Source organism: Subdoligranulum variabile, assembly GCF_025152575.1.
In the GTDB taxonomy this organism is placed as follows: Bacteria; Bacillota; Clostridia; order Oscillospirales; family Ruminococcaceae; genus Gemmiger; species Gemmiger variabilis.
In genome coordinates, this window is record NZ_CP102293.1 from 2223452 (window position 1) to 2250032 (window position 26581).

At 63.2% G+C, this 26581-nt stretch carries 22 protein-coding genes, 3 tRNA genes and 1 other annotated feature; of the genes, 20 read left to right on the forward strand and 5 right to left on the reverse strand.

What is annotated here, in order from left to right:
* Window positions 1-28: 28 nt before the first annotated feature.
* Complete coding sequence (locus NQ490_RS10360) at window positions 29-2638, reverse strand: translation factor GTPase family protein (protein ID WP_007045711.1); 2610 nt, start codon at window positions 2636-2638, stop codon at window positions 29-31.
* A gap of 214 nt (window positions 2639-2852) precedes the next feature.
* Here NQ490_RS10360 and NQ490_RS10365 point away from each other — a divergent pair, with 214 nt between their 5' ends.
* The 3 genes from NQ490_RS10365 (at window position 2853) to ilvA (ending at window position 4944) form a co-directional block, all read left to right on the forward strand.
* Window positions 2853-3227: a desulfoferrodoxin family protein gene (locus tag NQ490_RS10365; RefSeq protein ID WP_007045713.1), complete on the forward strand. Its 375-nt coding sequence runs from the start codon at window positions 2853-2855 to the stop codon at window positions 3225-3227.
* Window positions 3228-3272: 45 nt separating this feature from the next.
* Window positions 3273-3428 (forward strand): rubredoxin, encoded by a 156-nt coding sequence (gene rd / locus NQ490_RS10370; RefSeq protein WP_007045714.1) that lies wholly within the window; start codon window positions 3273-3275, stop codon window positions 3426-3428.
* 310 nt (window positions 3429-3738) lie between these two features.
* Entirely contained in the window at window positions 3739-4944 is a 1206-nt protein-coding gene (ilvA, locus tag NQ490_RS10375) for a threonine ammonia-lyase (protein ID WP_007045715.1), read from the forward strand.
* 41 nt (window positions 4945-4985) lie between these two features.
* Here the strand turns inward: ilvA and NQ490_RS10380 are convergent, their stop codons facing one another.
* Window positions 4986-6161 (reverse strand): ATP-binding protein, encoded by a 1176-nt coding sequence (locus NQ490_RS10380; RefSeq protein ID WP_007045716.1) that lies wholly within the window; start codon window positions 6159-6161, stop codon window positions 4986-4988.
* Window positions 6162-6283: 122 nt separating this feature from the next.
* Window positions 6284-6530 (forward strand) — a binding site (T-box leader).
* Window positions 6531-6611: 81 nt separating this feature from the next.
* Between NQ490_RS10380 and ilvB the strand changes: the two genes are divergently transcribed.
* From ilvB to NQ490_RS10410, 6 genes are all read left to right on the forward strand, one after another.
* Window positions 6612-8276, forward strand: a complete 1665-nt coding sequence (ilvB, locus tag NQ490_RS10385) for a biosynthetic-type acetolactate synthase large subunit (RefSeq protein ID WP_040917392.1) — start codon at window positions 6612-6614, stop codon at window positions 8274-8276.
* A 10-nt stretch (window positions 8277-8286) separates the two neighbouring features.
* Window positions 8287-8874, forward strand: a complete 588-nt coding sequence (gene ilvN, locus NQ490_RS10390) for an acetolactate synthase small subunit (RefSeq protein WP_007045719.1) — start codon at window positions 8287-8289, stop codon at window positions 8872-8874.
* A 69-nt stretch (window positions 8875-8943) separates the two neighbouring features.
* Window positions 8944-9963, forward strand: coding sequence for a ketol-acid reductoisomerase (gene ilvC, locus NQ490_RS10395; protein ID WP_007045720.1), 1020 nt, complete (start codon window positions 8944-8946; stop codon window positions 9961-9963).
* Between the two features lie 48 nt (window positions 9964-10011).
* Window positions 10012-11670, forward strand: coding sequence for a dihydroxy-acid dehydratase (gene ilvD, locus NQ490_RS10400; RefSeq protein ID WP_040917396.1), 1659 nt, complete (start codon window positions 10012-10014; stop codon window positions 11668-11670).
* A 151-nt stretch (window positions 11671-11821) separates the two neighbouring features.
* A complete protein-coding gene (locus NQ490_RS10405; protein WP_007045722.1) occupies window positions 11822-13000 on the forward strand; it encodes an MFS transporter in 1179 nt (392 codons plus the stop codon).
* Window positions 13001-13043: 43 nt separating this feature from the next.
* On the forward strand, window positions 13044-13385 hold the full coding sequence (locus tag NQ490_RS10410) for a hypothetical protein (protein ID WP_007045723.1): 342 nt from the start codon (window positions 13044-13046) through the stop codon (window positions 13383-13385).
* Window positions 13386-13438: 53 nt separating this feature from the next.
* Here NQ490_RS10410 and aroF read toward each other — a convergent pair whose 3' ends face one another.
* The gene (gene aroF, locus NQ490_RS10415; RefSeq protein WP_007045724.1) at window positions 13439-14458 is read right to left on the reverse strand and encodes a 3-deoxy-7-phosphoheptulonate synthase; all 1020 of its coding nucleotides are present in this window, start codon (window positions 14456-14458) and stop codon (window positions 13439-13441) included.
* Window positions 14459-14598: 140 nt separating this feature from the next.
* Here aroF and ybaK point away from each other — a divergent pair, with 140 nt between their 5' ends.
* Entirely contained in the window at window positions 14599-15093 is a 495-nt protein-coding gene (gene ybaK / locus NQ490_RS10420) for a Cys-tRNA(Pro) deacylase (RefSeq protein ID WP_007045725.1), read from the forward strand.
* Window positions 15093-15803, forward strand: coding sequence for a pseudouridine synthase (locus NQ490_RS10425; RefSeq protein WP_050764712.1), 711 nt, complete (start codon window positions 15093-15095; stop codon window positions 15801-15803). Before ybaK ends, NQ490_RS10425 begins: the two co-directional genes overlap by 1 nt.
* Window positions 15804-15843: 40 nt before the next feature.
* Here NQ490_RS10425 and NQ490_RS10430 read toward each other — a convergent pair whose 3' ends face one another.
* Window positions 15844-17325: a UDP-N-acetylmuramoyl-L-alanyl-D-glutamate--2,6-diaminopimelate ligase gene (locus NQ490_RS10430; protein WP_007045727.1), complete on the reverse strand. Its 1482-nt coding sequence runs from the start codon at window positions 17323-17325 to the stop codon at window positions 15844-15846.
* On the reverse strand, window positions 17322-19154 hold the full coding sequence (asnB, locus tag NQ490_RS10435) for an asparagine synthase (glutamine-hydrolyzing) (protein WP_007045728.1): 1833 nt from the start codon (window positions 19152-19154) through the stop codon (window positions 17322-17324). The genes NQ490_RS10430 and asnB (NQ490_RS10435) overlap by 4 nt, the downstream gene beginning before the upstream one ends.
* Before the next feature lie 145 nt (window positions 19155-19299).
* On the opposite strand from asnB (NQ490_RS10435), the gene NQ490_RS15385 reads away from it, so the two are divergent.
* The 9 genes from NQ490_RS15385 (at window position 19300) to NQ490_RS10480 (ending at window position 26569) form a co-directional block, all read left to right on the forward strand.
* On the forward strand, window positions 19300-20499 hold the full coding sequence (locus NQ490_RS15385) for a helix-turn-helix domain-containing protein (RefSeq protein ID WP_007045729.1): 1200 nt from the start codon (window positions 19300-19302) through the stop codon (window positions 20497-20499).
* 72 nt (window positions 20500-20571) lie between these two features.
* Window positions 20572-21768: a carboxylate--amine ligase gene (locus NQ490_RS10445; protein WP_147644632.1), complete on the forward strand. Its 1197-nt coding sequence runs from the start codon at window positions 20572-20574 to the stop codon at window positions 21766-21768.
* Between the two features lie 43 nt (window positions 21769-21811).
* The gene (gene asnB, locus NQ490_RS10450) at window positions 21812-23659 is read left to right on the forward strand and encodes an asparagine synthase (glutamine-hydrolyzing) (protein WP_007045731.1); all 1848 of its coding nucleotides are present in this window, start codon (window positions 21812-21814) and stop codon (window positions 23657-23659) included.
* 95 nt (window positions 23660-23754) lie between these two features.
* A tRNA-Arg gene (locus NQ490_RS10455) sits at window positions 23755-23828 on the forward strand.
* A 7-nt stretch (window positions 23829-23835) separates the two neighbouring features.
* Window positions 23836-23912: transfer RNA gene (locus tag NQ490_RS10460), tRNA-His, on the forward strand.
* Window positions 23913-23955: 43 nt separating this feature from the next.
* Window positions 23956-24030: transfer RNA gene (locus tag NQ490_RS10465), tRNA-Gln, on the forward strand.
* Window positions 24031-24114: 84 nt separating this feature from the next.
* Complete coding sequence (locus NQ490_RS10470) at window positions 24115-24426, forward strand: hypothetical protein (RefSeq protein WP_007045732.1); 312 nt, start codon at window positions 24115-24117, stop codon at window positions 24424-24426.
* Window positions 24427-24566: 140 nt separating this feature from the next.
* Window positions 24567-25682 (forward strand): DegT/DnrJ/EryC1/StrS family aminotransferase, encoded by a 1116-nt coding sequence (locus NQ490_RS10475; RefSeq protein WP_007045733.1) that lies wholly within the window; start codon window positions 24567-24569, stop codon window positions 25680-25682.
* 2 nt (window positions 25683-25684) lie between these two features.
* A complete protein-coding gene (locus tag NQ490_RS10480; protein WP_007045734.1) occupies window positions 25685-26569 on the forward strand; it encodes a glycosyltransferase family 2 protein in 885 nt (294 codons plus the stop codon).
* Window positions 26570-26581: the final 12 nt, after the last annotated feature.

Here is a 26581-nt window from a genome sequence, read left to right on the forward strand (position 1 = left end):
ACCCGCCGCAAGGCGGATGCCTGTTTTTTTATTGCTGCAAAAATTCCCGGATCTCTTTCTCCACGGCGGCGACCTCCTCGGCAAAGGCCCGGGCCGACACCCGCAACGCGCCGTGCCCCAGTACGATGACCTGTTCGGCCCCGTCGCTGCTCACCACCCGGGTACGGCGCTCCTTCGCCAGCTCGTGGGTGGCCCGCTCGATGTACATGTCGGCAGTCTCGGCCTCCTGGGTGTAGACTACATACAGATTGTGGAATTTCTCCACCTCCCGCACGCCGCCCCGCACCTTGTAGGCGTCGAACACCAGAATGGGCACACACCGCTTGTACCCGGCATAGTTGCAAAGGATGTCCATCAGCCGGCGGCGGGCAGCGTCCAGGTTGCTCTCGGCGATGCGCCGCAGATCGTCCCAGGCAAAGATCACATTGTATCCGTCCACCAGCAGGTAATCCGGCCCGGTGGGCTGGGGCTTGGCCGGTGCCGGAGCACTGGCCGGGGCGGTGTGCAGCGCCGCCCGGGCGGCCTTCTTGGCATCGGTGCCGTTCTCGCCCCGGTGCCTGATCTTGCCGTAGGTGCGCTCAAAGATGGCCAGCAGCTCCTTGTCCTGCTCCAGAGTGCCGCGGTAGGCGTCGGCCCGGCGGCGACGTGCCCCGCTGTCCTCCTCTTCGGGTGCTTCCGCCTGCCCGGCGGGAGCCAGACGTCGGGCCAGTCCGCTGTCCACGTGGGCTTTGGCGGGCACCTCGTCCCACTTCACCACATACCCGGCGCCGTGGGAACAGAACACCGAATCGGCGGGATTCTCCACGTCGGCGTCGGCGTCGTACCCCAGCGCCGCAATGACCTCCTCGGCGTTGTGGCAGGCATCGTATCCGGCGGGCAGCACCGCCCAGCGGCCCAGGCCGTGGGTGTAGGCGGCGATCTCCCGGGCATAGCCCCGGGAGGTGGCTACCGGCAAGCGTCCGGTGAGGCGGGCGGTATCGCCCAGCGTTTCGGGCGGCTCAAAGGTGCCGCACATCCGCTGGATGTCCGCCATGGCCCGGCCGATGGCGTCGGCCGGCACCTCCAGTGTGAAATCATACCAGGGCTCCAGCAGCTGTACGGCGTTTTTGCTCTGGGCCGTCCGCAGCCCCTGCCGCACGGCGCGGTAGGTGGCCTGGCGGAAATCGCCGCCTTCGGTATGTTTCAGGTGGGCTTTGCCCGCCGCCAGGGTGATCTTCACATCGGTGAGCGGCGCCCCGGTGAGTACCCCGGGATGGGTACGCTCCGCCAGATGGGTCAGGACCAGCCGCTGCCAGTTTTCCGCCAGCGTGTCGGGCGGACAGTCTGCCGCCAGCTGCACGCCGCTGCCCCGGGGCCCCGGCTCCAGCAGCAGATGCACCTCGGCATAATGGCGCAGCGGCTCATAATGACCGATGCCCTCCACCGATGCAGTGATCGTTTCTTTATATAGAATACCGCCCTCGTGGAAACTGACCTTCAGCCCGAAACGGCTCTCCAGCAGCGTCTGCAGGATCTCCAGCTGCACTTCGCCCATGAGCTGCACGTGCACCTCGGCCAGATCGTCCCGCCAGGCTACATGCAGCTGCGGGTCCTCGTCCTCCAGGGTCTGCAGGGCTTTCAGCAGGGTGTGCGGGTCGGCATCGGGACAGTCCGCCCGGTAGTTGAGAACCGGCTCCAGCAGCGGCGCTTCGGCGTCCGCCTCGGCACCCAACCCCTGGCCGGGGCGGGTGGCGGCGGGGCCGGCCACGGCTACCACCATGCCGGGACAGGCTGTACTCACCAGGCGGAACTTGCTGCCGTTGTACAACCGCAGGGCGTCCGCTTTCTCGCCGTTTGGCAGCACCGCTTTCACCGGCAGTTCACCGCCGGTGACTTTCAGCCAGCTCAGCCGGGTGCCGGCGTCGTCCTGGCTGATCTTGAATATCCGGGCGCCGAATTCCGGCCAGACCGGCGGCATCCGGGTCAGCGTCTGCAGGCCCTGCAGCAGCCGGTCCAGGCCGTCCAGCCGCAGCGCCGCACCGAAGAAACAGGGAAATACCTGCCGCCGGGCGATGGCCGTCACCAATGTATCGTGCTGCGGTACGCCGTCGGCCAGCACTTCCTCCATCAGCGGTTCGCTGCAGAGCGCCAGGGCTTCCGGGTCGGGTTCGCCGGTGAAATCCACACAGCCGTCCCCGAACCGTCCCCGCAGCTCCCGCAGCCGCACGGCGGCGTCAGCTCCCGGCAGATCCATCTTGTTCACAAACACAAAGGTGGGCACCCGGTAACGGGCCAGCAGCTTCCACAGGGTTTCGGTGTGAGCCTGCACGCCATCGGTGCCGCTGACCACCAGCACCGCATAATCCAGCACCCGTAGGGCGCGCTCCGCTTCGGCGGAAAAATCCACATGCCCCGGCGTGTCCAGCAGGGTCAGCTCGGTCTCCTCGGCGTCACCGGACGCGGGCAGCGTCAGTACCGCCTGCTTGGCAAAGATCGTAATGCCCCGCGCCCGCTCCTGGGCGTCGGTATCCAGAAACGCGTCCCGGTGGTCCACCCTGCCCAGCTTGCGCAGCACTCCCGCGCGGTACAAAAGCCCCTCGGCCAGCGTCGTCTTCCCGCTGTCCACGTGGGCCATCAGACCTACCACCAAACGTTTCATAGCCTATCCCCTTTGTGCAGAATGCTATTATTGTACCTTTTTTCGCCCCGATTGTACAGGGTGATTGTACAATTCAAAAAAATTAGTAATAAATCTTAAAAAGCCCTTTACAAAGTAAAATAGTATGATATAATAAAGCCAAGGACCGGGGAGCACGGTCCGCACTGAGAAGTAATCTTAATTATAATACAGAGCAAACCCAAGGAGGCAAGCTATGGAACTGAAATACTTTATCTGCGAGCACTGCGGCAACATCATCACGATGGTGGAGGACAAGGGTGTCCCGGTATTCTGCTGCGGTCAGAAGATGACTCCGCTGGTGCCCGGCACCGTGGAGGCTGCCCATGAGAAGCACATCCCGGTTTACACCGTCGACAATGGCGTCGTGCATGTGACGGTGGGCAGCGTGGAGCATCCCATGATGGACGAGCATTACATCCCCTGGATTTCGCTGCAGACCAAGCAGGGCAGCCAGATCAAGCATCTGAAGCCCGGCGAGGCCCCCAAGGCGGATTTCGCCCTGACGGCCGGCGACGAGGTCGTGGCTGTCTACGCCTACTGCAACCTGCATGGTCTGTGGAAGGCTTGATTTCCCAGTTTTCCAAATTTTTTACGATAAAAGGAGCGTTTTACTATGAAGAAGTATGCCTGCCCCTGTGGCTATGTGTATGATCCCGCCGTCGGTGATCCCGACAATGGCATCGCCCCCGGCACTGCCTGGGAGGATGTCCCCGCTGATTGGGTCTGCCCCGTCTGCGGTCTGGGCAAGGATTCCTTCACCGAGGAATAAGCAAGCGTAAAAACTGGGGTGTCCCTGCTGGAGCACCCCGGTTTTTGTTTGGCAGGCTTTCCACACAGAAGTGCGGAAGGCCTGTTTTGTTTTTTTCACTGGACAATCTTCTCAGGAATGCACAAAAAATAAAGTCGTCTTTTGTGCAACTGTACAATTGCATTATACGTGAATATTTTTCACTTTACAAATTAGAAATACTCAACTATAATCAAACAAGCGCCACAGATTGCGAGGAAGCAATCCAAAGCCCGGTCCGGAAGTTTTCCGGGTCGGGCTGTGCTATTTGTCAAACGAGGGGGAGACGTCCATGCTCACACTGGATAAGATCTATCACGCCAAATTCATTCTCAAGCAGATCGCGCGCAAGACCGACCTCATCGCCGCCCCGCGGCTTTGCCCCGGCACCGATCTGTACCTCAAGACGGAGAACCTGCAGGTGACCGGCAGCTTCAAGGTGCGCGGCGCCTACTACAAGATCAGCCAGCTCACCGAGGCGGAGCGGGCCAAGGGTGTCATTGCCTGCTCGGCGGGCAACCATGCCCAGGGTGTGGCGCTGGCCGCCACCCGCATGGGCATCAAGAGCGTGGTCTGCATGCCGGACGGCGCCCCCATCATGAAGGTGGAGAGCACCAAGCGGCTGGGGGCCGAGGTGGAACTGGTCAAAGGCACCTACGACGATGCCCATGACCGGGCGGTGGAGCTCCAGCAGGAGACAGGCATGACCTTCATCCATCCCTACGATGACGAACTGGTCATTGCGGGGCAGGGGACCATCGGTCTGGAGATCCTGGACCAGCTGCCCGATGTGGACGCGGTCATCGTGCCGGTGGGGGGCGGCGGCCTGATCTCCGGTGTAGCCTTTGCCATCAAGAGTCTGCGCCCCGAAGTCAAGGTCTACGGTGTACAGGCGGCGGGTGCTCCCAGCATGGCGCGGGCCTTCCACGATCACCACTACGAAACACTGGACCGTGTGGACACCTTTGCGGACGGCATCGCCGTCAAGACGCCCGGCGAGCTGACCTACCAGATGGTGGAAAACTACGTGGACGATGTGGTCACGGTCAGTGAGGATGAGATCGCCGCGGCCATTCTCTCGCTGATGGAAAACCAGAAGCTGGTGGCGGAGGGCGCCGGTGCCACGCCGGTGGCGGCGGCCCTCTTCGGCAAGCTGCCGCTGGCGGGCAAAAAGGTGGTCTGCCTGATCTCGGGGGGCAACATCGACGTGAATATCCTCTCCCGGGTCATCACCCGCGGGCTGGTCATGAGCGGCCGCAAAGCCAACCTGATGATCGCCCTGGAGGACAAACCCGGTCAGCTGACGCTGGTCAGTGACATCATTTCGGCCTGCGGAGCCAACGTGGTCAGCGTTCACCACGATCGGTCGGACGCCAACATGGCCATTACCAGCTGCTTCCTCAAGCTGGGGCTGGAGACCCGCAACGCCGCCCAGATCGAGGAAATCAAGCAGCGCCTCACCGAAGCCGGTTTTGAACTGGTCAGCGAGCGCGTATAAAAAGAACAGGGGCCCGAAGACCCCTGTCCCCATCTTCTGATTTACACCTTCACGCCGCCGGCCAGCATCTCGATGAACTGCTTGGCCACCCGGGGGCTTCGGCCCCCCGCCCGCAGGGCGAAGGCCGACCCTTTGATGAAGAGCTGGTCGCTGGGCATCTGGACGCCGTACTGGCGGGCCAGTTCCAGCAGAATGGTGTCGAACCGCTCCTTGTCGGGCTGCTGGAAGGTGACCGTCAGGCCGAAGCGGGCCGCCAGGCTCATGAGCTCCTGGCGGGTGTCCGAGGCGTGCAGGTCGTCGCCGCTGCGATCCGACATGGATTCTTTCACAAGATGCCGCCGGTTGCTGGTGGCATACACCGCCACGTTGTGGCTGCGGCCGCCCACGCTGCCCTCCAGAATGGCTTTCAGCGCCGCAAAGTTGTCGTCGTTGGCGGTAAAGCTCAGGTCGTCGATGAAGAGGATGAACTTCAGGGGATTCTTCGCCAGATCATCCATCAGGGCGGGGATCTGATACAGCTGGTTCTTCTTCACTTCGATGAGCCGCAGCCCGTCGGGGGCAAACTCGTTGGCGATGGCCTTCACCGTGCTGGACTTGCCGGTGCCTGCATCGCCGTAGAGCAGCACGTTGTTGGTGGGTTTACCCTCCAGCAGCGCCCGGGTGTTGGCAATGACCTTTTCCCGCTCCCGCTCATAGCCGGGCAGTTCGCTCAGCCGCTGGGGATCGGGGTACCGCACCGGCACCAGATGCCCGTCCTCCAGCGTGAAGACGTGATGCCGGGCAAAGATGCCGTAGCCCTTCTGGCCCACCGCCGCCCGCCGTGCCGCGTAGGCGGCGTGGAAGTCGGCATCCGGGGTGGTCTCCCACCGGGGCAGATAGTCCGGCGCACCGTGGCACAGGTCGTCCAGGCTTGCCCGGCCCAGCGCCTGCAGGAAGTCCAGCTCTCCGGTCAGGGCCTTTTCCAGCACCGGCCCCGCATCGCCTCCCGCTGCCGTGCGCAGACAGAGGTTCTCATCCTCCAGCACGGCGTCCAGCAGGGCGTCGGTCCAGTTGGTGCCGCGGGCAAACAGTACCGCCTCAAAAGCGGCCACCGTGCCGCCCAGATCACATTCCTCCGCGGCCAGTGCCGCGCGCAGCGCACGCAGGAGCGCCGTGTCCAGCAGATTGCGGAACACCACCAGAGCATCCAGACGTGCCAGCCATTCCATACGTTGCATAGTTATCGATCCTTTCCCAAGAAAACTACTCTCAGTATAAACAGTACCGCATAAAGTTGCAAGATTTTCACAAAAAAACTTGACAAACGGGTCAAAGTGCGGTATAGTTTAACACAAATTCAGCAAATGCTTGGATGGGAACTAGTAACGGTCTGAACACAGCCACCAGAGAACTGCCGGTTGGTGCAAGGCAGCAGGGCGAGCAGATCGCGAACTGATCCCGGAGCAGATCCACTGAACGCTTCGGCCAGTAAGAGGATACGGGGGCACCCGTTACAGTGCAGGACTTTGTTGGAAGTCCGGTGAGTGGGGACGAACGTCCCAATAAGAGTGGTACCGCAGAGCGCTTACACAGCCTTTGTCTCTTGGGTTCAAGGGGCAAAGGCTGTTTTTTTATTCTTGTTTGCGCACCCCGCAGCCGGCGCAGAAAATAGGAAGGAGAAGAAGCAAATGAAACTCAACGGTTCGCAGATCTTTGTTGAGGTCCTGGCAGAGCAGGGGGTCGATACCCTGTTCGGCTATCCCGGCGGCGCCGTCCTCAACCTCTACGACGAATTGTATAAGAATTCCGACCGCATCCACACCGTGCTGACCGCCCACGAGCAGGGCGCCTCCCACGCGGCGGACGGCTATGCCCGGGCCACCGGCCGCACCGGCGTGGTGCTGGCCACCAGCGGCCCCGGTGCCACCAATCTGGTCACCGGCATCGCCACCGCCTATATGGACAGCGTGCCCATGGTTGCCTTCACCGGCAACGTGGCCACCACATTGCTGGGCCGGGACTCCTTCCAGGAAGCCTACATCGAGGGCATCACGATGCCCATCACCAAGCACAACTACACGGTGCGCCGGGTGGAGGACCTGGCCGACACCATGCGGGCGGCTTTCCGCATCGCCCAGCAGGGCCGCAAGGGCCCGGTGCTGGTGGACATCCCCAAGGATGTGACTGCCGCCGTCTGCGAGTTCACCCCCAAGGCGCCGGAACTCATCCGCACCGTCACCAGTTACAATGAGGAGGACGTGAAGAAAGCGGCCGAGATGATCAACGCCGCCCAGCGTCCCGTCGTCTACTTCGGCGGCGGCGTCCGCAGCGCGGCGGGCTGCCAGCCCCTGCGGGACCTGCTGGAAAAGGCCGGTATGCCGGCCACCTACACCCTGATGGCCGCCGGCGTTCTCAGCTACGGCGAACCCCATAACCTGGGCCTGCTGGGCATGCACGGCTGCTACACCGCCAACAAGGCCATCGACGAGGCCGACCTGGTCATCGCCGTGGGCACCCGGTTCAGCGACCGGGTGGCGCTCAATCCCGACACCTTCGCCAAGCGGGCCAAGATCATCCAGATCGACATCGACCCCAGCGAGCTGGGCAAGAACGTGGCGGTGGACCTGAGCCTGACCGGCGACGCCAGCTACATTCTCCAGGCCATCCTTCCCTACGTGGAAAAGACCGAGCACAAGCTCTGGATGGAGCAGATCCGCCAGTGGCAGAAAAACGACTACAAGCCGGTGGACAGTGACACCGAACTCAAGCCCCACCAGATGATCGCCGAGATCTGCCGCCAGGCCGGTCCCGAGGCGGTCTACGTCACCGACGTGGGCCAGCATCAGATGTGGGCGGCCCAGTACCTGCACCACACCAAGAGCCGCGGCTTCCTCACCAGCGGCGGTCTGGGCACCATGGGCTTCGGCTACGGCGCGGCTATCGGCGCCCAGATGGCGCTGGGCCGGGACGCCCGGGTCATCATGCTCACCGGTGACGGTTCCTTCCACATGAACCTCAACGAGGGCTGCACCGCCGTCAGCTACGGCCTGCCCATCATCACGGTGATCTTCAACAACCAGGTGCTGGGCATGGTCCGCCAGTGGCAGACCACCTTCTACGGCAAGCGCTATTCTGACACCGACCCCCACCGCCACACCGATTTCGTCAAGGTGGCCGAGGGCTTCGGAGCCAAGGGATACCGCGCCACCACCCCGGAGGAATTCAAGGCGGCCTTTGCCGACGCCATGAAGCAACAGGGACCCAGCTGGATCGACTGCCGCATCGGCAAGGACGAGAAGGTGCTGCCCATGATCCCCGGCGGCGGCGACATCAACGATATCATCATGGAATGAGGTGAACAGGATGGATTCTATGCAGCAAAACAATGCCAGCCAGCGGCGGGTCATCAGCCTGCTGGTGGACAACCAGAACGGTGTTCTGGCGCGGGTGGCCAGCCTGTTCTGCCGCCGCGGCTTCAACATCGACAGCCTGACGGTTTCCGCCACCAACGATCCCAAGATCAGCCGCATCACGGTGACGCTGCACGGCAACGAGCAGGAAGTCAGCCAGCTGATCCTTCAGACCGAGCGGCTGGAAGTCACCCGTCAGATCTTTGAACTGACCCCCGAGAAGAGCCTGCAGCGGGAACTGCTGCTGCTCAAGGTGGCCTGCACCAACCAGAACCGGGCCGAACTGCGGGAGATCTCCAGCATCTACAAAGCCAAGATCATCGACCTTTCGCCGGACAGTATGGTCTTTGAACTCACCGGCAAGCCGGACAAGATCGATGCGTTCCTGACCATGTTCGGCGGCTACGAGATCCTGGAACTCTGCCGCACCGGCGTCACGGCGCTGGAGCGGGGCGGCAAGCACCAGCACATGCAGAAGCCGGTGCAGGAAGTCCGGGAAGCCCAGCTGCCGCTGCCCGGCACCCACTGCCCTCAGGAGTGAGGGCCCACCACTTTGTTCCCCCTATAGAGGAAGATTATAGAGAGATTATATAAAAAGGAGACAATCATCATGGCTATCAACAAGTACTACGATTCCGACTGCAACCTCGGCATGCTCGATGGCAAGACCGTCGCCGTCATCGGCTTCGGTTCTCAGGGCCACGCCCATTCCGAAAACCTGGCCGAAAGCGGCGTCAACGTCGTGGTCGGTCTGCGCAAAGGCTCCAGCCACTGGGAGAAGGCCTCTGAATTTGCCGCCACCCATCCCAACTTCAAGGTCATGGAAGTGGAAGAGGCTGCCAAGGCCGGCGACATCGTCATGATGCTCGTGCCCGATGAACTGTGCGCCGACATCTACAACCGCCAGATCGCCCCCTACATGACCGAAGGCAAGGCCCTGGCCTTTGCCCACGGCTTCAACATCCATTTCAAGACCATCACCCCGCCGAAGAATGTGGACGTCATCATGATCGCCCCCAAGGGCCCCGGTCACATCGTCCGCCGTCTGTACACCGAGGGTGAGGGCTGCCCGTCCCTGATCTGCGTGGAGCAGGATTACACCGGCAAGGCCAAGGATCTGGCCCTGGCCTATGCTTCCGGCATCGGCGCCGGCCGTGCGGGCATCCTGGAGACCACCTTCAAGGAGGAGACCGAGACCGACCTCTTCGGCGAGCAGGCTGTGCTGTGCGGCGGTGTCTGCGAGCTCATCCATGCCGGCTTCGACACCCTGGTGGAAGCGGGCTACGCGCCGGAGATGGCTTACTTCGAGACCTGCCATGAGATGAAGCTCATCGTCGACCTGATCAACGAGGGCGGCTTCGACAAGATGCGCTACTCCATCTCCAACACTGCCGAGTACGGCGACTACCGCACCGGCAAGCGCCTGATCACCGCCGAGACCCGCAAGGAGATGAAGAAGGTCCTGCAGGAGATCCAGGACGGCACCTTTGCCTCCGAATTCCTCACCGAGATGAGCCCCAACGGCGGCCGTAAGGTCCACTTCCTGGCGGAGCGCCGCATGCAGTCCGAGCACCTCATCGAGAAGGTGGGCAAGGAACTGCGTCAGATGATGAGCTGGCTGAAGAAGTAATTCTGCGCCGGAGAATCCCTCAAATCCAACCGAATGGAGAAAAGACCAATGAACAGCGATAACGTGAAAAAGGGCCCCGAACGGGCGCCCAACCGCAGCCTGTTCTATGCGCTGGGCTACACGCCGGAGGAACTGGATCGCCCGCTGATCGGTGTGGTCTCGGCCTACAGCGAGATCGTGCCCGGCCACATGAACCTGGACAAGCTGGCGGATGCCGTCAAGGCCGGTGTGCGGATGGCCGGCGGCACCCCGATCCTCATCCCGGCCATCGGCGTCTGCGACGGCATCGCCATGGGCCACGTGGGTATGAAATACTCTCTGGCCAGCCGCGAGCTGATCTGCGACAGCGTGGAGACCATGTATATGGCCCACCAGCTGGACGGCCTGGTGCTGGTGCCCAACTGCGACAAGATTGTGCCCGGCATGGTCATGGCGGCGGTGCGGATGGACGTGCCCGCCATCGTGTGCTCCGGCGGCCCCATGCTGGCCGGACGCTACGGCGGCGAGGAGGTCAGCCTTTCCAAGATGTTCGAGGCGGTGGGTGCCTATAAAGCGGGCCTCATCAACGACGAACAGCTGGAGGACTGCACCTGCAACTGCTGCCCCGGCTGCGGTTCCTGCTCCGGCATGTACACCGCCAACAGCATGAATTGCCTGTGCGAAGCCATCGGCATTGCGCTGCCCGGTAACGGCACCATTCCCGCCGTCTACGCCAAGCGGCTCCAGCTGGGCAAGCGCGCCGGTATGGCCATCATGGACCTGGTGAACCGGGGCGTGACGGCACGGCAGATCATCAACGAGCGGAGCATCCGCAATGCCCTGACCTGCGATATGGCTCTGGGCTGCTCCACCAATACGGTGCTGCACCTGCTGGCCATCGCCGAGGAGGCAGGGGTGCCCATCGACCTGAAGCTCTTCAATGAGATCAGCGCCAAAACGCCCAACCTCTGTCATCTGGCCCCGGCGGGTCCCACCCATATGCCCGACCTTTACGAGGCGGGCGGCATCCCCGCCGTGCAGGCGGAGCTGGCCAAGGCGGGCCTGCTGGACCTGGAGGTGCCCACCGTCACCGGCAAGACCCTGGGAGAGAACATCGCAGGGGCGAAGATTCTGGACGAGAAGGCCATCCGGCCCATCACCAACCCCTACAGTCCCAACGGCGGTTTGCAGATCCTCTGGGGCAACATCGCCCCCGACGGCTGCGTGGTCAAGCGCAGCGCCGTGGCGCCCGAAATGCAGGTCCACAGCGGTCCGGCCCGGGTCTTCGACAGTGAGGAGACCGCCATCGCGGCCATCTACGCCGGCGAGATCCATCCCGGTGACGTGGTGGTCATCCGGTATGAGGGTCCCAAGGGCGGCCCCGGCATGCGGGAGATGCTCAACCCCACCAGCGCGCTGGCGGGCATGAAGCTGGACACCACCGTGGCGCTCATCACCGACGGGCGGTTCTCCGGGGCCAGCCGCGGTGCGGCCATCGGCCATGTTTCGCCGGAGGCAGCCTCGGGCGGTCCCATCGGTCTGGTCAAAGAGGGAGACACCATCGAGATCGATATTCCCAACGCGTCCATCCATCTGGCGGTGGACGACGAAGAGCTGGCCCGCCGCAAGGCGGCCTACGTCCAGCCGGAACCCAACGTCAAGTCGGGTTGGCTGGCACGGTATGCGCGGCTTGTCACCAGCGCCAACCAGGGCGCTGTACTGAAGTGACGCGCTGATCCAGACAAAACACGCAGCGGTTGTGCGGCCGCTGCGTGTTTTTTTGTGGAAAAAGCGGACAAAATTCGCCAAAGGGCATACCCACCGGCGACCGGACATGATATAATCAAGACAGATTGGAGAAACAGGAAAAGAGGATTCTATGGTTTCGTTGCTGCTGCCGGTGATCTATCTGGCATTCATCAGTCTGGGCCTGCCTGACGGTCTGCTGGGAGCGGCCTGGCCCAGCATGTACGGACAAATGGGGGCGGACCTCTCCTGGGCCGGGGCGGTATCCATGATCATCTCGGCAGGCACCATCGTGTCCAGCCTGGCCAGCGACCGGCTCAACAGCCGCCTGGGGACCGGCAAGGTCACCGCCTGCAGTGTGGCCCTGACGGCGGTGGCGCTGTTCGGGTTTTCCCTCTCCACAGCCTTCTGGCAGCTCTGCCTGTGGGCGGTGCCCTACGGTCTGGGCGCCGGCAGCGTGGATGCGGCCCTCAACAACTATGTGGCCCTTCATTACGAAAGCCGCCATATGAGCTGGCTGCACTGCATGTGGGGCATCGGCGCCAGCATCGGCCCTGTGATCATGGGGTGGGCTCTGGCGGCAGATACCTGGCAGAGCGGCTATCGGATCATTTCGCTGCTGCAGATCGTCCTCACCGCGGTGCTGGTTTTCAGTCTGCCGCTCTGGAAGCGTCCGGACCGGACGGGGGCGGCTGATATTACGCCGGAACACCGCAGCTTGCCCCAGCTTATGCGGATTCCCGGCGTGCCGGAGGTCATGGTCAGCTTCGCCTGCTATTCGGCAGTGGAATGCACCACCGGTATGTGGGCGGCCAGCTACTGCACCCTGGTGCGGGGCATCGACGCCGGCACCGCGGCGGGCTGGGCCAGCCTGTTCTATCTGGGCATCACGGTGGGCCGGTTTTTCTGCGGCTTTCTCACCATGAAATTCAACGACCACCAGATGATCCTGGGCGGGCAGGCGGTGATCCTGGCGGGACTGCTCCTGATCTTCCTGCCGGCGGGCAACGGCCTGCTCTTCGCGGGCCTCATCATCGTGGGGTTGGGCTGCGCGCCCATCTATCCCAGCATCATCCACGAAACCCCCGCCAACTTCGGGCGCAATCTCAGCATGTCCATGACCGGGGTGCAGATGGCCGCTGCCTATGTGGGCACCACACTGCTGCCGCCCTTCTTCGGACTGCTGGCCCAGCATATCAGCATGACGCTGTTCCCGTGGTATCTGCTGGCGGCACTGATCCTTATGACGGTCTCTTCGGAGGCCATGCACCGCAAGACGGCGGCCCACCGAGCTGCCAACGCAGCGTCCTGAAAAGGCGATAAAACTTCAGAAATCTATGGAAGGAGGGACCCCTATGCAAAAATGCAGCCTGTGCGGCGGCAAAGTCGTCAACGGACGGTGTGAGGACTGCGGCATGCCCATCCCGCCGGAAAACCGCTACACCCTGCGCAGCGAAACTGTACACACCCACGAAGTCAACAGGGAAAAGATTCTGCACCGGGTACGGCAGGTGCCCGACAGGAAACCGGCGGCACGCCCTGCCAAACCGCAGCCGCGCCGGACACCGGCCCATCCCTATCAGCTGGGAAACAAAAAGCAGGATCAGAAGGCGGCCAACCGCTGGCTCGGGTGGATCGTTGCCATTGTGATCATCCTCAGCTTTTTCTCCCAGGCCATCACATCCCTGTCCACGTAACACAAAAAGGCGGACGGTCTTTTGACCGTTCGCCTTTTTTGGAGGAATGGAAATCAGTTCAGGGTTTTGCCGAAGAATTCCAGTTCGGGACGAATCACGCCCATGAGCGCGTCGAACTGATCGGGAGTCAGGCTCTGGGCGCCGTCGCTCTTGGCTTTGGCGGGATCGTTGTGGGTCTCGATCATCAGACCGTCGGCCCCCACAGCCACGGCCGCCTGGGCCAGTGCCGGTACCATGAAGGCAATGCCTGCCGCGTGGCTGGGGTCGATGACCACCGGCAGGTGGGTCATCTTTTTCAGCATGGGCACAGCGGAGATGTCCAGCGTGTTGCGCATGCTGGTCTCGAAGGTGCGGATGCCCCGTTCGCAGAGCACCACGTTGGGGTTGCCCTCCGCCATGATGTACTCGGCGCTCATGACCAGCTCCTCCAGCGTGGAGGAGAGTCCCCGCTTGAGCAGCACAGGAATCTTCAGCTTGCCCACCGCCTTGAGCAGCTCAAAGTTCTGCATGTTGCGGGCGCCGATCTGGATCATATCCACCTTGGCGTCCAGGAATAGGGGAATGTGCTCATTGTTCATCAGCTCGGTGACGATGGGCTGCCCGGTCACGGCCCGGGCTTCCTGCAAGAGCTCCAGCCCCTCGGCCCGCAGCCCCTGGAAACTGTAGGGGCTGGTGCGTGGTTTGAAGGCCCCGCCCCGCAGGATGCTGGCTCCGGCGGCTTTCACCCGCTGGGCGATGCCGATGATCTGGTCCTTGCCTTCCACGCTGCAGGGACCGCTCATCACCGCAAAGTAGCCGCCGCCGATCTTGTGGCCGCCCACATCCACCACGGTATCGTCGGGGTGGAATTTCCGGTTGGCCTTTTTGTAGGGCTCACTGACCCGGCGGCAGGTGTCCACCACGGGGTTGGCCAGCACCCAGCTCTCGGCCAGGGCCTTGGTGTCCCCGATGAGTCCCAGAATGTGGGTGTCATGGCCGGTGGAGTCGTTGATTTCAAAACCCATACCGCGCAATTCGGTGCAAAAAGCGGCAACCTGGTCGGCGGGGGCGTTCTGCTTCAATACGATGATCATTTTCCTGTCTCCTGTACCCTAGATTTTTCTCGATACCGGGATTTTAACACTTTAAAGCATTGAAGTCAAGCCCCCTTGCAGAAAAAAGAGGACCGGCTTATAATAGGGGCCAACAAGAGTTTGCAAAAGAGGGATTCTTTATGGGAAAAGAAGCAAAAACCAACGCCATGCGGATGCTGGAGCGCGCCAAGATCGCCTATACGGCGCATGAATATCCTCACGAGGAGGGCCAGGCGGTGGACGGCGCCTCGGTGGCCAGGCTGACGGGGCAGGACCCGGCCAGAGTGTTCAAGACGCTGGTCACCCAGGGGGCGGACCGCAACTACTATGTGTTCGTGGTGCCGGTGCTGGCGGAGCTGGACCTGAAAAAAGCGGCCAAGGCGGCCGGCGTCAAGAGCGTGGCCATGATCCATGTGGCGGACATCAACAAGGTCACCGGGTACATCCGGGGCGGCTGCAGCCCGGTGGGCATGAAGAAGCAGTACGTCACGGTGTTTGACGAGAGCTGCCTGGCCCAGCCCACCATGCTGGTCTCGGGCGGGCGGATCGGCACCCAGATCGAGTGCGCTCCCGCCGACCTGATCAAGGCTTCCCGGGGCAAGACGGCGGCCATCACCCAGGAGCACGAGGCATGATGCGGCTGGATAAGTACCTGTCGGAACGCACCGGCCTGACCCGCAGCGAGAGCCGCAAGGCCATCACCAAAGGCCGGGTGGCGGTGAACGGCATGGTCTGCCGCAAGGCGGACACCCAGGTGGCCGAGGACGCGGCCATCGCCGTGGACGGCACCCCGCTGGCGGGCAGCTACCAGAAATATGTCTATATCATGCTGAACAAACCCGAGGGGGTGGTCAGTGCCAGCCGGGACAAGCGGGACACCACGGTGGTGGACCTGGTGGCGGCGGATTTCCCGCGGCGGGCGCTGTTTCCGGCGGGGCGTCTGGACAAGACCAGCACCGGCTTTGTGCTGCTCACCGATGACGGCGCCCTGGCCCATGACCTGCTCTCTCCGGCTCACCATGTGGACAAGCAGTACCTGGTCACCCTGGACACTCCGCTGACCGACGCCATGCGGGCAGGGTTTGCCGCGGGGGTGACGCTGGCCGACGGCGAGACCATGGCTCCGGCGGAAGCGGAACCGGCGGGGGAGGACCCCTGCGTGGTAAAGGTCACGCTGCACCAGGGGGTCTACCACCAGATCAAACGGATGTTCGGCGTCTACGGGGCGGGGGTCAATGCCCTGCACCGGTACGCCATCGGCGGCGTAGCGCTGGATGCGGCGCTGGCACCGGGACAGTGGCGGGAACTTACCGCCGAAGAACTGGCCCTGCTGCAAAAACGATAAACCAAGCGGAGGCACCCCGGTCCGGGATGCCTCCGCTTTTTTATGTCCGTCTGCCTGCCATGTAATTCCGGATGATCTCCCGCTCACAGAAGGGAATCGTTTCGCTGCCGCGCTGCAGCGTTGTCTCGTGCCCTTTGCCGATGACCGCCACAATGTCCCCGGGACGGGCCATGTCCAGCGCATCATAGAGCGCCTGCCGCCGGTCGGAAATTTCCACAAAAGGCGTGTCGGGATTGCCCCGGCGCAGCCCGGTGCGGATGTCTGCCAGAATATCCGCCAGCGGTTCCCCGCGGCTGTTGTCCTCCGTCACGATGCAGAAATCCGCCAGCCGGGCGCAGGCTTCCCCCATGCCGAACCGCCGCACCCGGCTTCTTCCGCCGCCGCAGCCGAACACTACGATCAGCCGGGTGGGCCGGTAAGCCCGCAGGGTGGTCAGCAGATTTTCGGCGGCCGCTTCGTTGTGGGCGTAGTCCAGTACCACGGTGAAGGGGGCGTGGATCGGCACCGGCTCCACCCGGCCTTCCACCACGGCGGTGCGCAGCCCTGTCTGTACGGCGGTGTCGGGCAGCTGCAGAATCCCCGCCGCGGCGATGGCCGCCAGGGCGTTGTAGATGCTGAACCGTCCCGGCATGGCCAGCTGGTATTCCCGGGAACCGCCCTCCGGCCCGGCGGCGGTAAAGGTGACGCCCAGAAGTCCCGGGCGATGGAGCAGTGTGAAATCCGTCCCGGCCCGCCAGTCGGCGGGGCGGTCCATGCCGTAGGTCACCACCCGGCAGGTGTGCTGGGTCAGGATGGCTTCGGTCTGCGGATCATCGGCGTTGACGATGCCCACCCGGCAGCGTCGGAACAGCACGCTCTTCCAGGCCCGGTACTCGGCAAAGCTGGCGTGTTCTCCCGGCCCGATGTGATCGGGGGAAAGGTTGGTGAAGATGCCGATGTCATATTCGATGCCGGTGACCCGGTCCATCTTGAGGCCGAGACTGGAAACCTCCATGACGCAGGTGTCGCAGCCGGCGTCCACCATCCGGCGCAGAAGCTGCTGGAGATCGCTGCTCTCCGGCGTGGTGTGGTCCAGCGGATGGCGGTATCCCGGCCAGCGCACACCGTTGGTGCCGATGAGTCCAACCTTGCGCCCGGCGGCTGTGAGCACGGCAGCGACCAGATGGGCGGTGGTGGTCTTGCCCTTGGTGCCGGTGATGCCGATCATGGTCAGCTGCCGGGCCGGTTCGCCGTAAAGCCGGATGGCCAGCTGGGCCAGCGCCCGGCGGCTGTGGGTCACCTGGATCACGGGCAGTGCTTCGGGCAGGCCGGGGATCGGCCGCTCACAGACAATGCCTACGGCCCCCGCCGCGGCGGCCCGGACTGCATAGGCGTGCCCGTCGGTGTGCAGACCGGGCAGGCAGACAAAGAGCGCGCCCGGCGTCACGGCGCGGGAATCATAACACAGGGTCTGTACGTCGGCGCGGGCGTCTCCCTGGAGCAGGACGCCGTCGGTGGCCTGCAAAAGCTCACACAAATTCATGCCGCATCACTCCCAAAAAACTGCTCATACCAAACCAGAAAGCAGTAGATACAAAAGATCTGCCGCCAATTGTCCTGCCGGCGCCGCAAGTGCCGGTCTAACAGGATATGCAGCTGCCGAACCTGAAAGAACCGCGCCGCCGCCGGGCTGTCGAAAGCGGCACGCACCCGGGCTGCGTACACCGGGTCCCGCAGCCAGTCCCGCACCGGCACCGGAAAACCCCGCTTTTTCCGCTCGGCGCTGGGCAAAGGCAGATGCCGGGCCGCCGCGGCCCGCAGGGCCTTTTTGGTCTGGCGGGCGTCGGCTTTGGCGTCGGGGGGCAGGCGGCGGGCCAGGGCAAAGACCTCCCGGTCCAGAAAGGGCACCCGAAGCTCCAGGCTGTGGGCCATGCTCATCTTGTCGGCCTTAAGAAGGATGTCCCCGGCCAGCCACAGGTGCAGATCACACCACTGCATCCGGGTCACCGGGTCCAGCCCGGCGCTGGCCTGCCAGTAGGGACGAGCCAGGTCAAAGGGCAGGGCGGCGCGGTAGTCGTGGCGCAGCAGCCTGCGTTTCTGCCGTTCGGTGAACAGGGCGGTGTTGCCGTAGTACCGCTGGGCCAGCGGCCGCGCCCGCCGTACCAGAAAATTCACCCCCGGCACCGCGGGCAGACGTTCCGCCACCGCTCCCAGTACCCGGCGCAGCCCGGCGGGCAGCCGGTCGTACCAGGTGGCGGTAAAGGGTTCTTTGTAGATGTTGTACCCCGCAAAGAATTCGTCGGCACCCTCGCCGGAAAGGCAGACCTTTACATCCTTTGCCGCCTCCCCGTTGAGAAAATACAGGGCCACCGCGGCGGCATCCGCCAGCGGTTCGTCCATGTGGTACTGGACGGCGGGAATGGCGTTCCAGAATTCTTCCGGCGTGATGCGCCGCACCCGGCTCTGGATGCCCAGCACCCTGGCCAGGTGGGCCGCCTGGTCCGCTTCGTCGTAGCCGGCCTCGGCATACCCGATGGTATAGCAGCGGGTGGGGCGGGCCAGTGCGGTGATGTAGGCGGAATCCACCCCGCCCGAAAGAAAGCCCGCCACCTCCACGTCGGCGATCTTGTGGGCGGCGACGCTGCCCTGCATGGTATCGTCGATGGCCGCGGCCCAGTCGGTGGGGGAAAGCTCCGGGGTGAATTCTGCCTGCCACCACCGTTCCACCCGCAGGCCGCTGCTGTCCAGCGTCAGACAGTGGGCGGGCAGCAGCTTTTTCACGCCGCGAAAAAAGGTCTCCTCCCCCGGTGAATACTGAAAACTCAGGTAGAGTTCCAGCTGACTCTCGTTGAGGCGCTTTTCAAAGGCCGGATGATCCAGAAACGCCTTGATCTCGCTGGCGAACAGCAGTGTGCCGTCCGCCGCCTGGTAATAATACAGCGGCTTGATGCCGAAAGGGTCCCGGGCACAGAACAGCGTGCCGGTTTTTCGGTCCCACAGGGCAAAGGCAAACATCCCCCGCAGCCGGGGCAGCAGATCCCGGCCCCAGGCTTCCCAGCCGTGGAGCAGTACCTCGGTGTCCGACCGGGTGGCAAAGGTGTGCCCGGCGGCGACCAGTTCTTCCGTCAGTGCCTGGTAGTTGTAGATCTCCCCGTTGAAAACCACCACAAAACGCCCGTCTTCGTTGAACATGGGCTGGGGGCCGCCCTCCAGATCGATGATCGCCAGCCGCCGGTGTCCCAGCGCCGCCCGCCCCTCCAGAAATACGCCCTGGCCGTCCGGCCCGCGGTGGGCGATGCGCCGCAGCATCGCCTGCAGTACCGGGCCTTCCGCATCGCCCCGGGCGTTGACAAATCCCGCAATTCCACACATGCCGTGTCCCTCACTTCCCCTGAACTGCTTTATAGTATGCGCAGAAATGCCAAAGCAACCACGGGTTGCCGGTTTGGCAAGAGGGCTTGCTGGTGTTTTGGCAGTGGGTATGCTACAATGAGACCCAAGAAAGGGGGCGCTTTCCATGACGCTGGGAGAGAACATCCAGGCGGCGCGCAAGAAAAAAGGACTCAGCCAGGAAGCGCTGGCTGAACAGGTGGGGGTCAGCCGCCAGGCCCTGGGCAAGTGGGAGAAGGATACCGCCCTGCCCAGCCTGGACAATCTGCAGGCGCTGGCCGCTGCCCTGGATGTGAGCGTGGATGGGCTGCTGGGAACGGCACGGCCGGGCGGCACCCCGGAACCGTCGCTGACCCTGGATACCCTGCGGGCGCTGCTGGAAGCCCGGGATGCCGAAAAGCGGCGCCGGACCCGGCTGTGGGGCGGTGCGGCTTTGGCTGTGGCGGCGCTGCTGCTCTGCGGGATTTTCGGCGTGGCCTGGCAGTATGACCGCCAGGTGCAAGCCCTGAAGGAAAACTATGCCCAGGCGCAGCAGCAGTTCTCTGCCACCCAGAGTGAACTCTCGGCCCAGATCGAGGAGCTGCAGGCGGCGATACGGCAGGGGGAGGCCACCGTGCTGGACTGGAGCTGGCAGCCCAACGGCAAGGTGGTCCATGACCTGGACTGGAGTTGGGTGCCGGTGAGCGTTTCGGTGACGCCCCGCACCGCCACCGAGGGGATGACCGGTCAGCTGGTGGTGGTCCACCAGGGCGGCCGGTACGACGGCACCACCGAGCTGATGGCCATGTCCCTGGGGGCCGACGGCGTCTACCGGGTGGAACGGGGGCTGATTTTTACCGTGGGGGAGACGGTGGACCTCTCGGTGCAGTGGCAGAGCACCGGCGGCACGACGACCAACGAACCGCTGGGCACGGTGGTTTGCACCGAGTATACCCTTGGTCCGGAATTTTTGTGGGATGGATATGGTACGGACTTTGACTACGGATATCGCACCCGGATGGAAGTCGGCCGGACGATGCTGACCCTGACGAATTATTCGGTGCAAATGGACCTGGATTGTCCTGCCTGGATGCAGATACAGTCGGTGACGGTGGAACTGCGGCTGAAGGGAGCGGCCGGGGAACCGGCGGCGGAGATCGAGCTGACGTGTGACGATAGCTGGCAGAGCGATACCCGCAACCTGTCGCAGTGGAGCGGGACCTTCTGGAACGAGGAAGTCAAGGATGGCTGGCCCTACGAGGACGGCGACGTCAGGTTTGTGGCCCAGGTCACCGACAAAAACGGCAATGTCTGGACGGATATTCACCCGCTTTCGGAAAAACCATAATACAGGAAATTTCCGGGACCCCGGCGCATAGCCAAGCCCTTTTGTCATACACTAAGACAGGGGGTGATGGCGGTGGCCGGGGTCTTGCCTGTTCTGCTGGGCGGCGACGCCAACGTCTACGGCATGGCGCGCAGCTTTTATGAGGCGTACGGTGTGCACAGTGTGGCGGTGTGCAAACGGGCACTGCCGGCGCTGGCCCACAGCCGTCTCGTGAAAGCGGCGGTGGAAAACGGGCGTCTGGAGGAAGACGGCGTGTTTACGGCGGTGCTCACGGCGCTGGCCAAAGCGCACCCGGACAAAACCTGCCTGCTGGTCTCCTGCGCCGACGGGTACACCATGCAGCTGGCCCGCTGTCGGGAAGCCCTGGCACCCTACTATCGTTTTGCCTGCCCCGACCCGGCGACGGTGCGATCCCTGGGGACCAAGGAAGGCTTTGCCCGGGTCTGCGCGGAGCAGGGCCTGCGTACCCCCCGGAGTGTTACGCTGGCTGCCGGAGCGCCGCTGCCGGACCTGCCCTTTGCCGGGCCGGTCATCGTCAAGCCGGCGGATTCCCCGGCCTACTGGAACTGCCATTTCCCCGGCAAACGGAAGGTGTATCTCACCCACAGCGAAACGGAACTGGAAAGGGTGGTGCAGACCGTCCGTCAGGGAGGCTATACGGCAGATCTGCTGCTGCAGGAGTACATCCCCGGCCCCGACACGGCGCTGGGGGTAGTCAACGCCTACTGCGCCCGGGATGGCAGCGTGCCGTGGATCGTGCAGGGCCAGGTGCTTTTGCAGGAACGCACGCCGGAAGGCATCGGCAACTATGGGGCCATTCTGACGGAACCCGCCCGGCAGGACACCGCGCTGCTGGAATCTCTGGCGAACCTTTTGCGCCGGAGCGGCTGGCGGGGCTATGCCAATTTTGACCTGAAATATGACCGCTGCGGGGAACCCGTCCTTTTTGAGATGAATCCCCGGCAGGGGCGGGCGTCCTACTTCTGCACGGCGGCGGGGGCCAACCTGGCCCGGCCGCTGGTGGAGGATCTGGTGCTGCAGGATTCTGTCACGCTGCCGGTGCTGCGTCCCTCGGTGTGGTATACAGCGCCCTGGGGCGTGGTGCGGCGGTACTGCCCCGACAGGCATCTGTTGCGGCGGGCGGCCAGCCTGCGGTACCGGGGACGCGGGCGGTGTCATCTGCTGGCACCGGGGGAGGGCCCTGCCCGGCGATTCTGGTTTTTGCTGCGGCAGGGTGCCTATGGACGCAAGATGAGAAACCATTCCTGACGGGCCGCTGCGGCCCGCTTTTTGTATCGGAAGGAGGCACGCCATGTGCGGCATTGTCGGCTTTGCCGAAGCACACCATGACCCCGCCCAAGCCCGCCGCACCCTGCAGGGGATGGCGGCGCTGATCCGGCATCGCGGCCCCGACGGGGAGGGGCTGTACGCCGATGACCGGGCGGCACTGGGACACCGGCGGCTGTCCATCATCGATCTGGAGGGCGGCGGCCAGCCCATGTTCAACGAGGATGGCAGCCTGGTGGTGGTCTTCAACGGAGAAATCTACAACTACCGGGAACTGGCCCGGCAGCTGTCGGCAGCGGGGCATACCTTTGCCACTCGGTCGGACACCGAGGTGCTGCTCCACGGCTGGGAACAGTGGGGCAAAGCGCTGCCCGGCAAGCTGCGTGGGATGTTTGCCTTTGTGCTGTGGGATCGGGAAACCGGCACGCTGTTCGGGGCCCGGGATCTGTTCGGCATCAAGCCGCTGTACTATTATCGCCGGGGGGAACTGCTGCTTTTTGCCAGTGAGATCAAAGCCTTTCTGGCCCACCCGGGATTTGTAAAGCGGTTCAACGAGGACCGTCTGCCCGATTACCTGAGCACCGAATATCTGCCCGGGGACGAAACGTTGTTTGTCGGTGTCCATGAGCTGCTGCCCGGCCACTGCTTCACCTGGCAGGAGGGGCACCTGGATCTGCAGCGGTATGGCAAGATCCGTTACCGTATCCGGGAGGACCGCACCCTGGACGAGTGGGCGGAGCGTATCGACAAAGCCTTTACCGACAGCGTAGCCGCCCACAAGATCGCCGATGTGGAGGTGGGATGCTTTCTGTCGGGCGGGGTGGATTCCAGCCTGACGGCCTGCAAGGCGGCCCGGCAGCAGAGTCATCTGCAATGTTTTTCGGTGGGGTATGCCGAGGAAGCCTACTCCGAGCTGCCCGCCGCCCGGCAGGCAGCGGAAGCCCTGGAGGTACCCTGCACCGAGACCACCGTCAGCGCCGGTGAGTTCTTTGCCGCCAACCGGGCCATCCAGTGGTATCTGGACGAACCCATGCCCAACCCGGCGGAAGTGCCGCTGTATTTTCTCTGCAAGAGCGCCCGGCAGCGGGTCAAGGTGGTGCTCTCGGGGGAGGGCGCCGACGAACTGTTCGGCGGCTATCCGCTCTACTGCCAGGGGGTGCATATGGATGCCTGGCAGCGTCTGCCCAAAGGACTGCGGCGGACCCTGGCCCGGCTGGCGCCGGACCGTGGCTTTTTGCGGCGTGGCGCCCAGAGCCGCTGGCAGCGCTGCGCCCGGGCCAACTACGTCTTTGCCTCGCCGGAAGAGCGGGACCGCTACCTCAAACGAAAATATTCTTCCCAGACCCCGGCCCAGCGGTTCAAACCGTATTTTGACAGAGTGCGCAGCCTCGACGAAGCCACGGCGCTGCAGTGGGTGGACCTGCATACCTGGCTGCCCCGGGATATTCTGCGCAAGGCTGACCGGATGAGCATGGCCCACAGTCTGGAACTGCGGGTTCCCTTCCTGGACCGGGAGGTGCTGGCCGTCGCCATGGGACTGCCCCGCGTTTACCGCTGCACCCGCCGCAAAACCAAGGTGGCGCTGCGGGCTGCTGCAGCCCGCAGTCTGCCGCCGGAACTTTCGGGGCGCAAAAAGCGGGGGTTTCCGGTGCCGCTGGCGGACTGGCTGCGGCAGGACACCTACTACACCATGGTGCGGGAAAAGTTTGTGGGGCCTGTGGCCGAGAGATTCTTCGACACCCGGGCGTTGTGTGATCTGCTGGAGGCTCACCGCACCGGCAAGGTCAATGCCATGACCAAAATCTGGAGCTTCTACTGCTTCATCCTGTGGTACGAACTCTACTTCGTGGACTCGCTGCCGCCGCAATTTTAAAAAATGTCAAAAAATCTTGCGAAATCCTCTTGACTTGTGCCGCACTGTTTGCTATAATATCCCTCGCAGCATGCCCCTATGGGCACGAACCATGTGCGCCCGTAGCTCAGGTGGATAGAGCAACTGCCTTCTAAGCAGTGGGCCAGGGGTTCGAGTCCCTTCGGGCGCATTTCGTGGTGCCTATGGCGCAGTTGGTTAGCGCGCCAGATTGTGGCTCTGGAGGCCGAGAGTTCGAATCTCTCTAGGCACCCCACCAAAGACCGTGTAGGCCCGTCCCGCACGGTCTTTTCTTTTTCTGGGCCGTCGCCAAGCGGTAAGGCAGAGGACTTTGACTCCTCCATCCGTCGGTTCAAATCCGGCCGGCCCAACCAAAACAGCGTTGCGTTTTTACGCAGCGCTGTTTTTTTGTATATCAGCACCGCAGGCGGGCACACTAGCCCCGGAGGTGTTTCAAGATGGTTTATCTGGACTGTGCGCAGTACGACTGCTGTCACAATAAAGCCGGTGCCTGCTACCTGGGCAGCATCAAGGTGCATCACGCAGGGGAGAAGGACGCGGTCTGCAGCAGTTACCGCTGCAACGAGAGCGTGGGCAATGTGGCCACCGACAATGCCCCCGCCACGGTGGAGACCGAAGTCCGCTGCGACGACAAGGGCTGCAAATATCTCGAGGGGCGGGCCTGCTGTGCCGATCACGTCTGCATCGATGAGTGCGGCTGCGGGCCCAAATGCACCACCCGCAAGACGGCGCGGCAGAGCCGTTCCTGAGCCGCTGCAGGGCGTTCCCGTGGGAGGGAGCGCCCTGTTTTTTACGGTTGCGAAAGCGCCCGAATCGTTGTATAATAAGACGATATAGTAGGCGGCGTGTGCCCGTCTGCCAATTTTTTGCAAAGTGAGGCGCGCTGCGTATGTCCAATCCGCCGATTTCCGTGCCGTTCGTTTCTTTCCGCCCGTTGGAGAAGGAACTGGACGCCGACCTGCGCGGGGCCTTTGACCGGGTCCTGGCGAACAGCTGGTACATTGAAGGCCGGGAAGATGAAGCATTTGAAAAGGCTTTTGCCGCCTATTGCGGTGTGGGGTACTGCATCGGCTGCGGCAACGGACTGGATTCCCTGGTGCTGATCCTTAAGGCGATGGGCATCGGCCCGGGGGACGAGGTCATTGTGCCCTCCAACACCTTCATCGCCACCGTGCTGGCCATCAGCTATGCGGGGGCCGAACCGGTGCTGGTGGAGCCCAGACTGGCCACCTACAACCTTGACCCTGACCGCATCGAGGCTGCCGTTACGCCCCGCACCAAAGCCATTATGGCGGTGCATCTCTACGGCCAGTGCGCCGAGATGGACGCCATCTGCACCATCGCCAAAGCCCATGGCCTCAAGGTCATCGAGGATGCGGCCCAGGCCCACGGCGCTACCTGGAAAGGCCGCCGTGCGGGCAGTCTGGGCGATGCCGCCGGGTTCAGTTTTTATCCCGGCAAGAACCTGGGCGCCCTGGGGGATGCCGGCTGCGTGACTACCAACGACCCGGATCTGGCCAAAAAGGTACGGGCACTGGGCAACTACGGCAGTGACTACAAATACCATCATATTTATAAAGGGCAGAATTCCCGTCTGGATGAACTGCAGGCTGCTTTTCTGGCGGCCAAGCTGCCCCACCTGGACCGGATGAACGCCGAACGCCGCCGCATTGCGGCTTGCTACTGCGCCGGCATCACCAATCCGGCGGTGATCCTGCCCACCGTGGCCGAGGGCTGCGAGCATGTGTACCATATTTTTGCGGTGCGCTGCAAGAGCCGGGATGCGCTGGAAGCCCACCTCCACGAGCGGGGCATCGGCACCAACAAACACTATCCCACCCCGATCCACCTGCAGGGGACGTATCGGGAACTGGGCCTTGCCCGCGGGGCACTGCCCATCGCCGAGGAAATCTCCGCCACGGAACTCAGTCTGCCCATGTACTACGGAATGACCGAAGAACAGGTGCAGGCCGTCATCGACGCCGTCAATTCGTATAAGGAGTAATCATGCCAAACGTCGGGATCGTTATCTCCAACTATAACGGCTGGCAGGACACCGTCCGGTGTCTGGAAAGCCTGCAAAAGCAGACCTGCCGGGACTTCGAGATCATCCTGCTGGATGATGCCTCCACCAACGATTCGGTGCAGCAGCTGCAGCAGCATCTGACAGACAATACCGTCTTTTTGCCCCAGCAGGAAAACACCGGCTTTGCGGCGGTGAACAACGTGGGCATGCGCCGGGCGCTGGCGGACGGCTGCCAATGGGTGCTGCTGCTCAACAATGATACGGTGGCTGCCCCGGATTTTGTGGAAACGCTGCTGCGGGAAACCCCGGCGGGGGCGGTCAGCTGCCCCAAGATGCTGTTTATGGACCCGCCGGATGAGATCTGGTTTGCGGGCGGGGAACTGGACCGGGCCACCGGCAAGGTGAAGCACCTGGGCGGCCACGCGAAGGATGGTCCGGCCTTTGCCGAAAAAAAACAGGTCAGTTTCATTACCTTCTGCTGCGTGCTGCTGCCGCGGCAGGTGATCGAACGGGTGGGTTTCCTGGATGAAACGCTGTTTATGTACTGCGAGGATGTGGATTACTGCATCCGTCTGGCGGACGCCGGTGTACCGCTGTGGTTTCTGCCCGATGCCAGAATCTGGCATAAGGCCGGCGGCAGTGCCGGCGGCATGCTGTCGGTATACTACATCACCCGCAACACGCTGTATCTGACCTGCAAGGGCAAAAGCCCTGCCGCCATCCGCGCCAGGACACTGCCGGTGCTTCTGACCGGGGCGGCACGGTACGCTCTGACCAAACTGCTGGGCCGCAAAAAAGGCCGCAGCTATGGCGCTTTCCGCGGCGCGCTGGATTTCTGGCGCGGCCGGATGGGGCGCATGGAATGAACTGTCAACGAA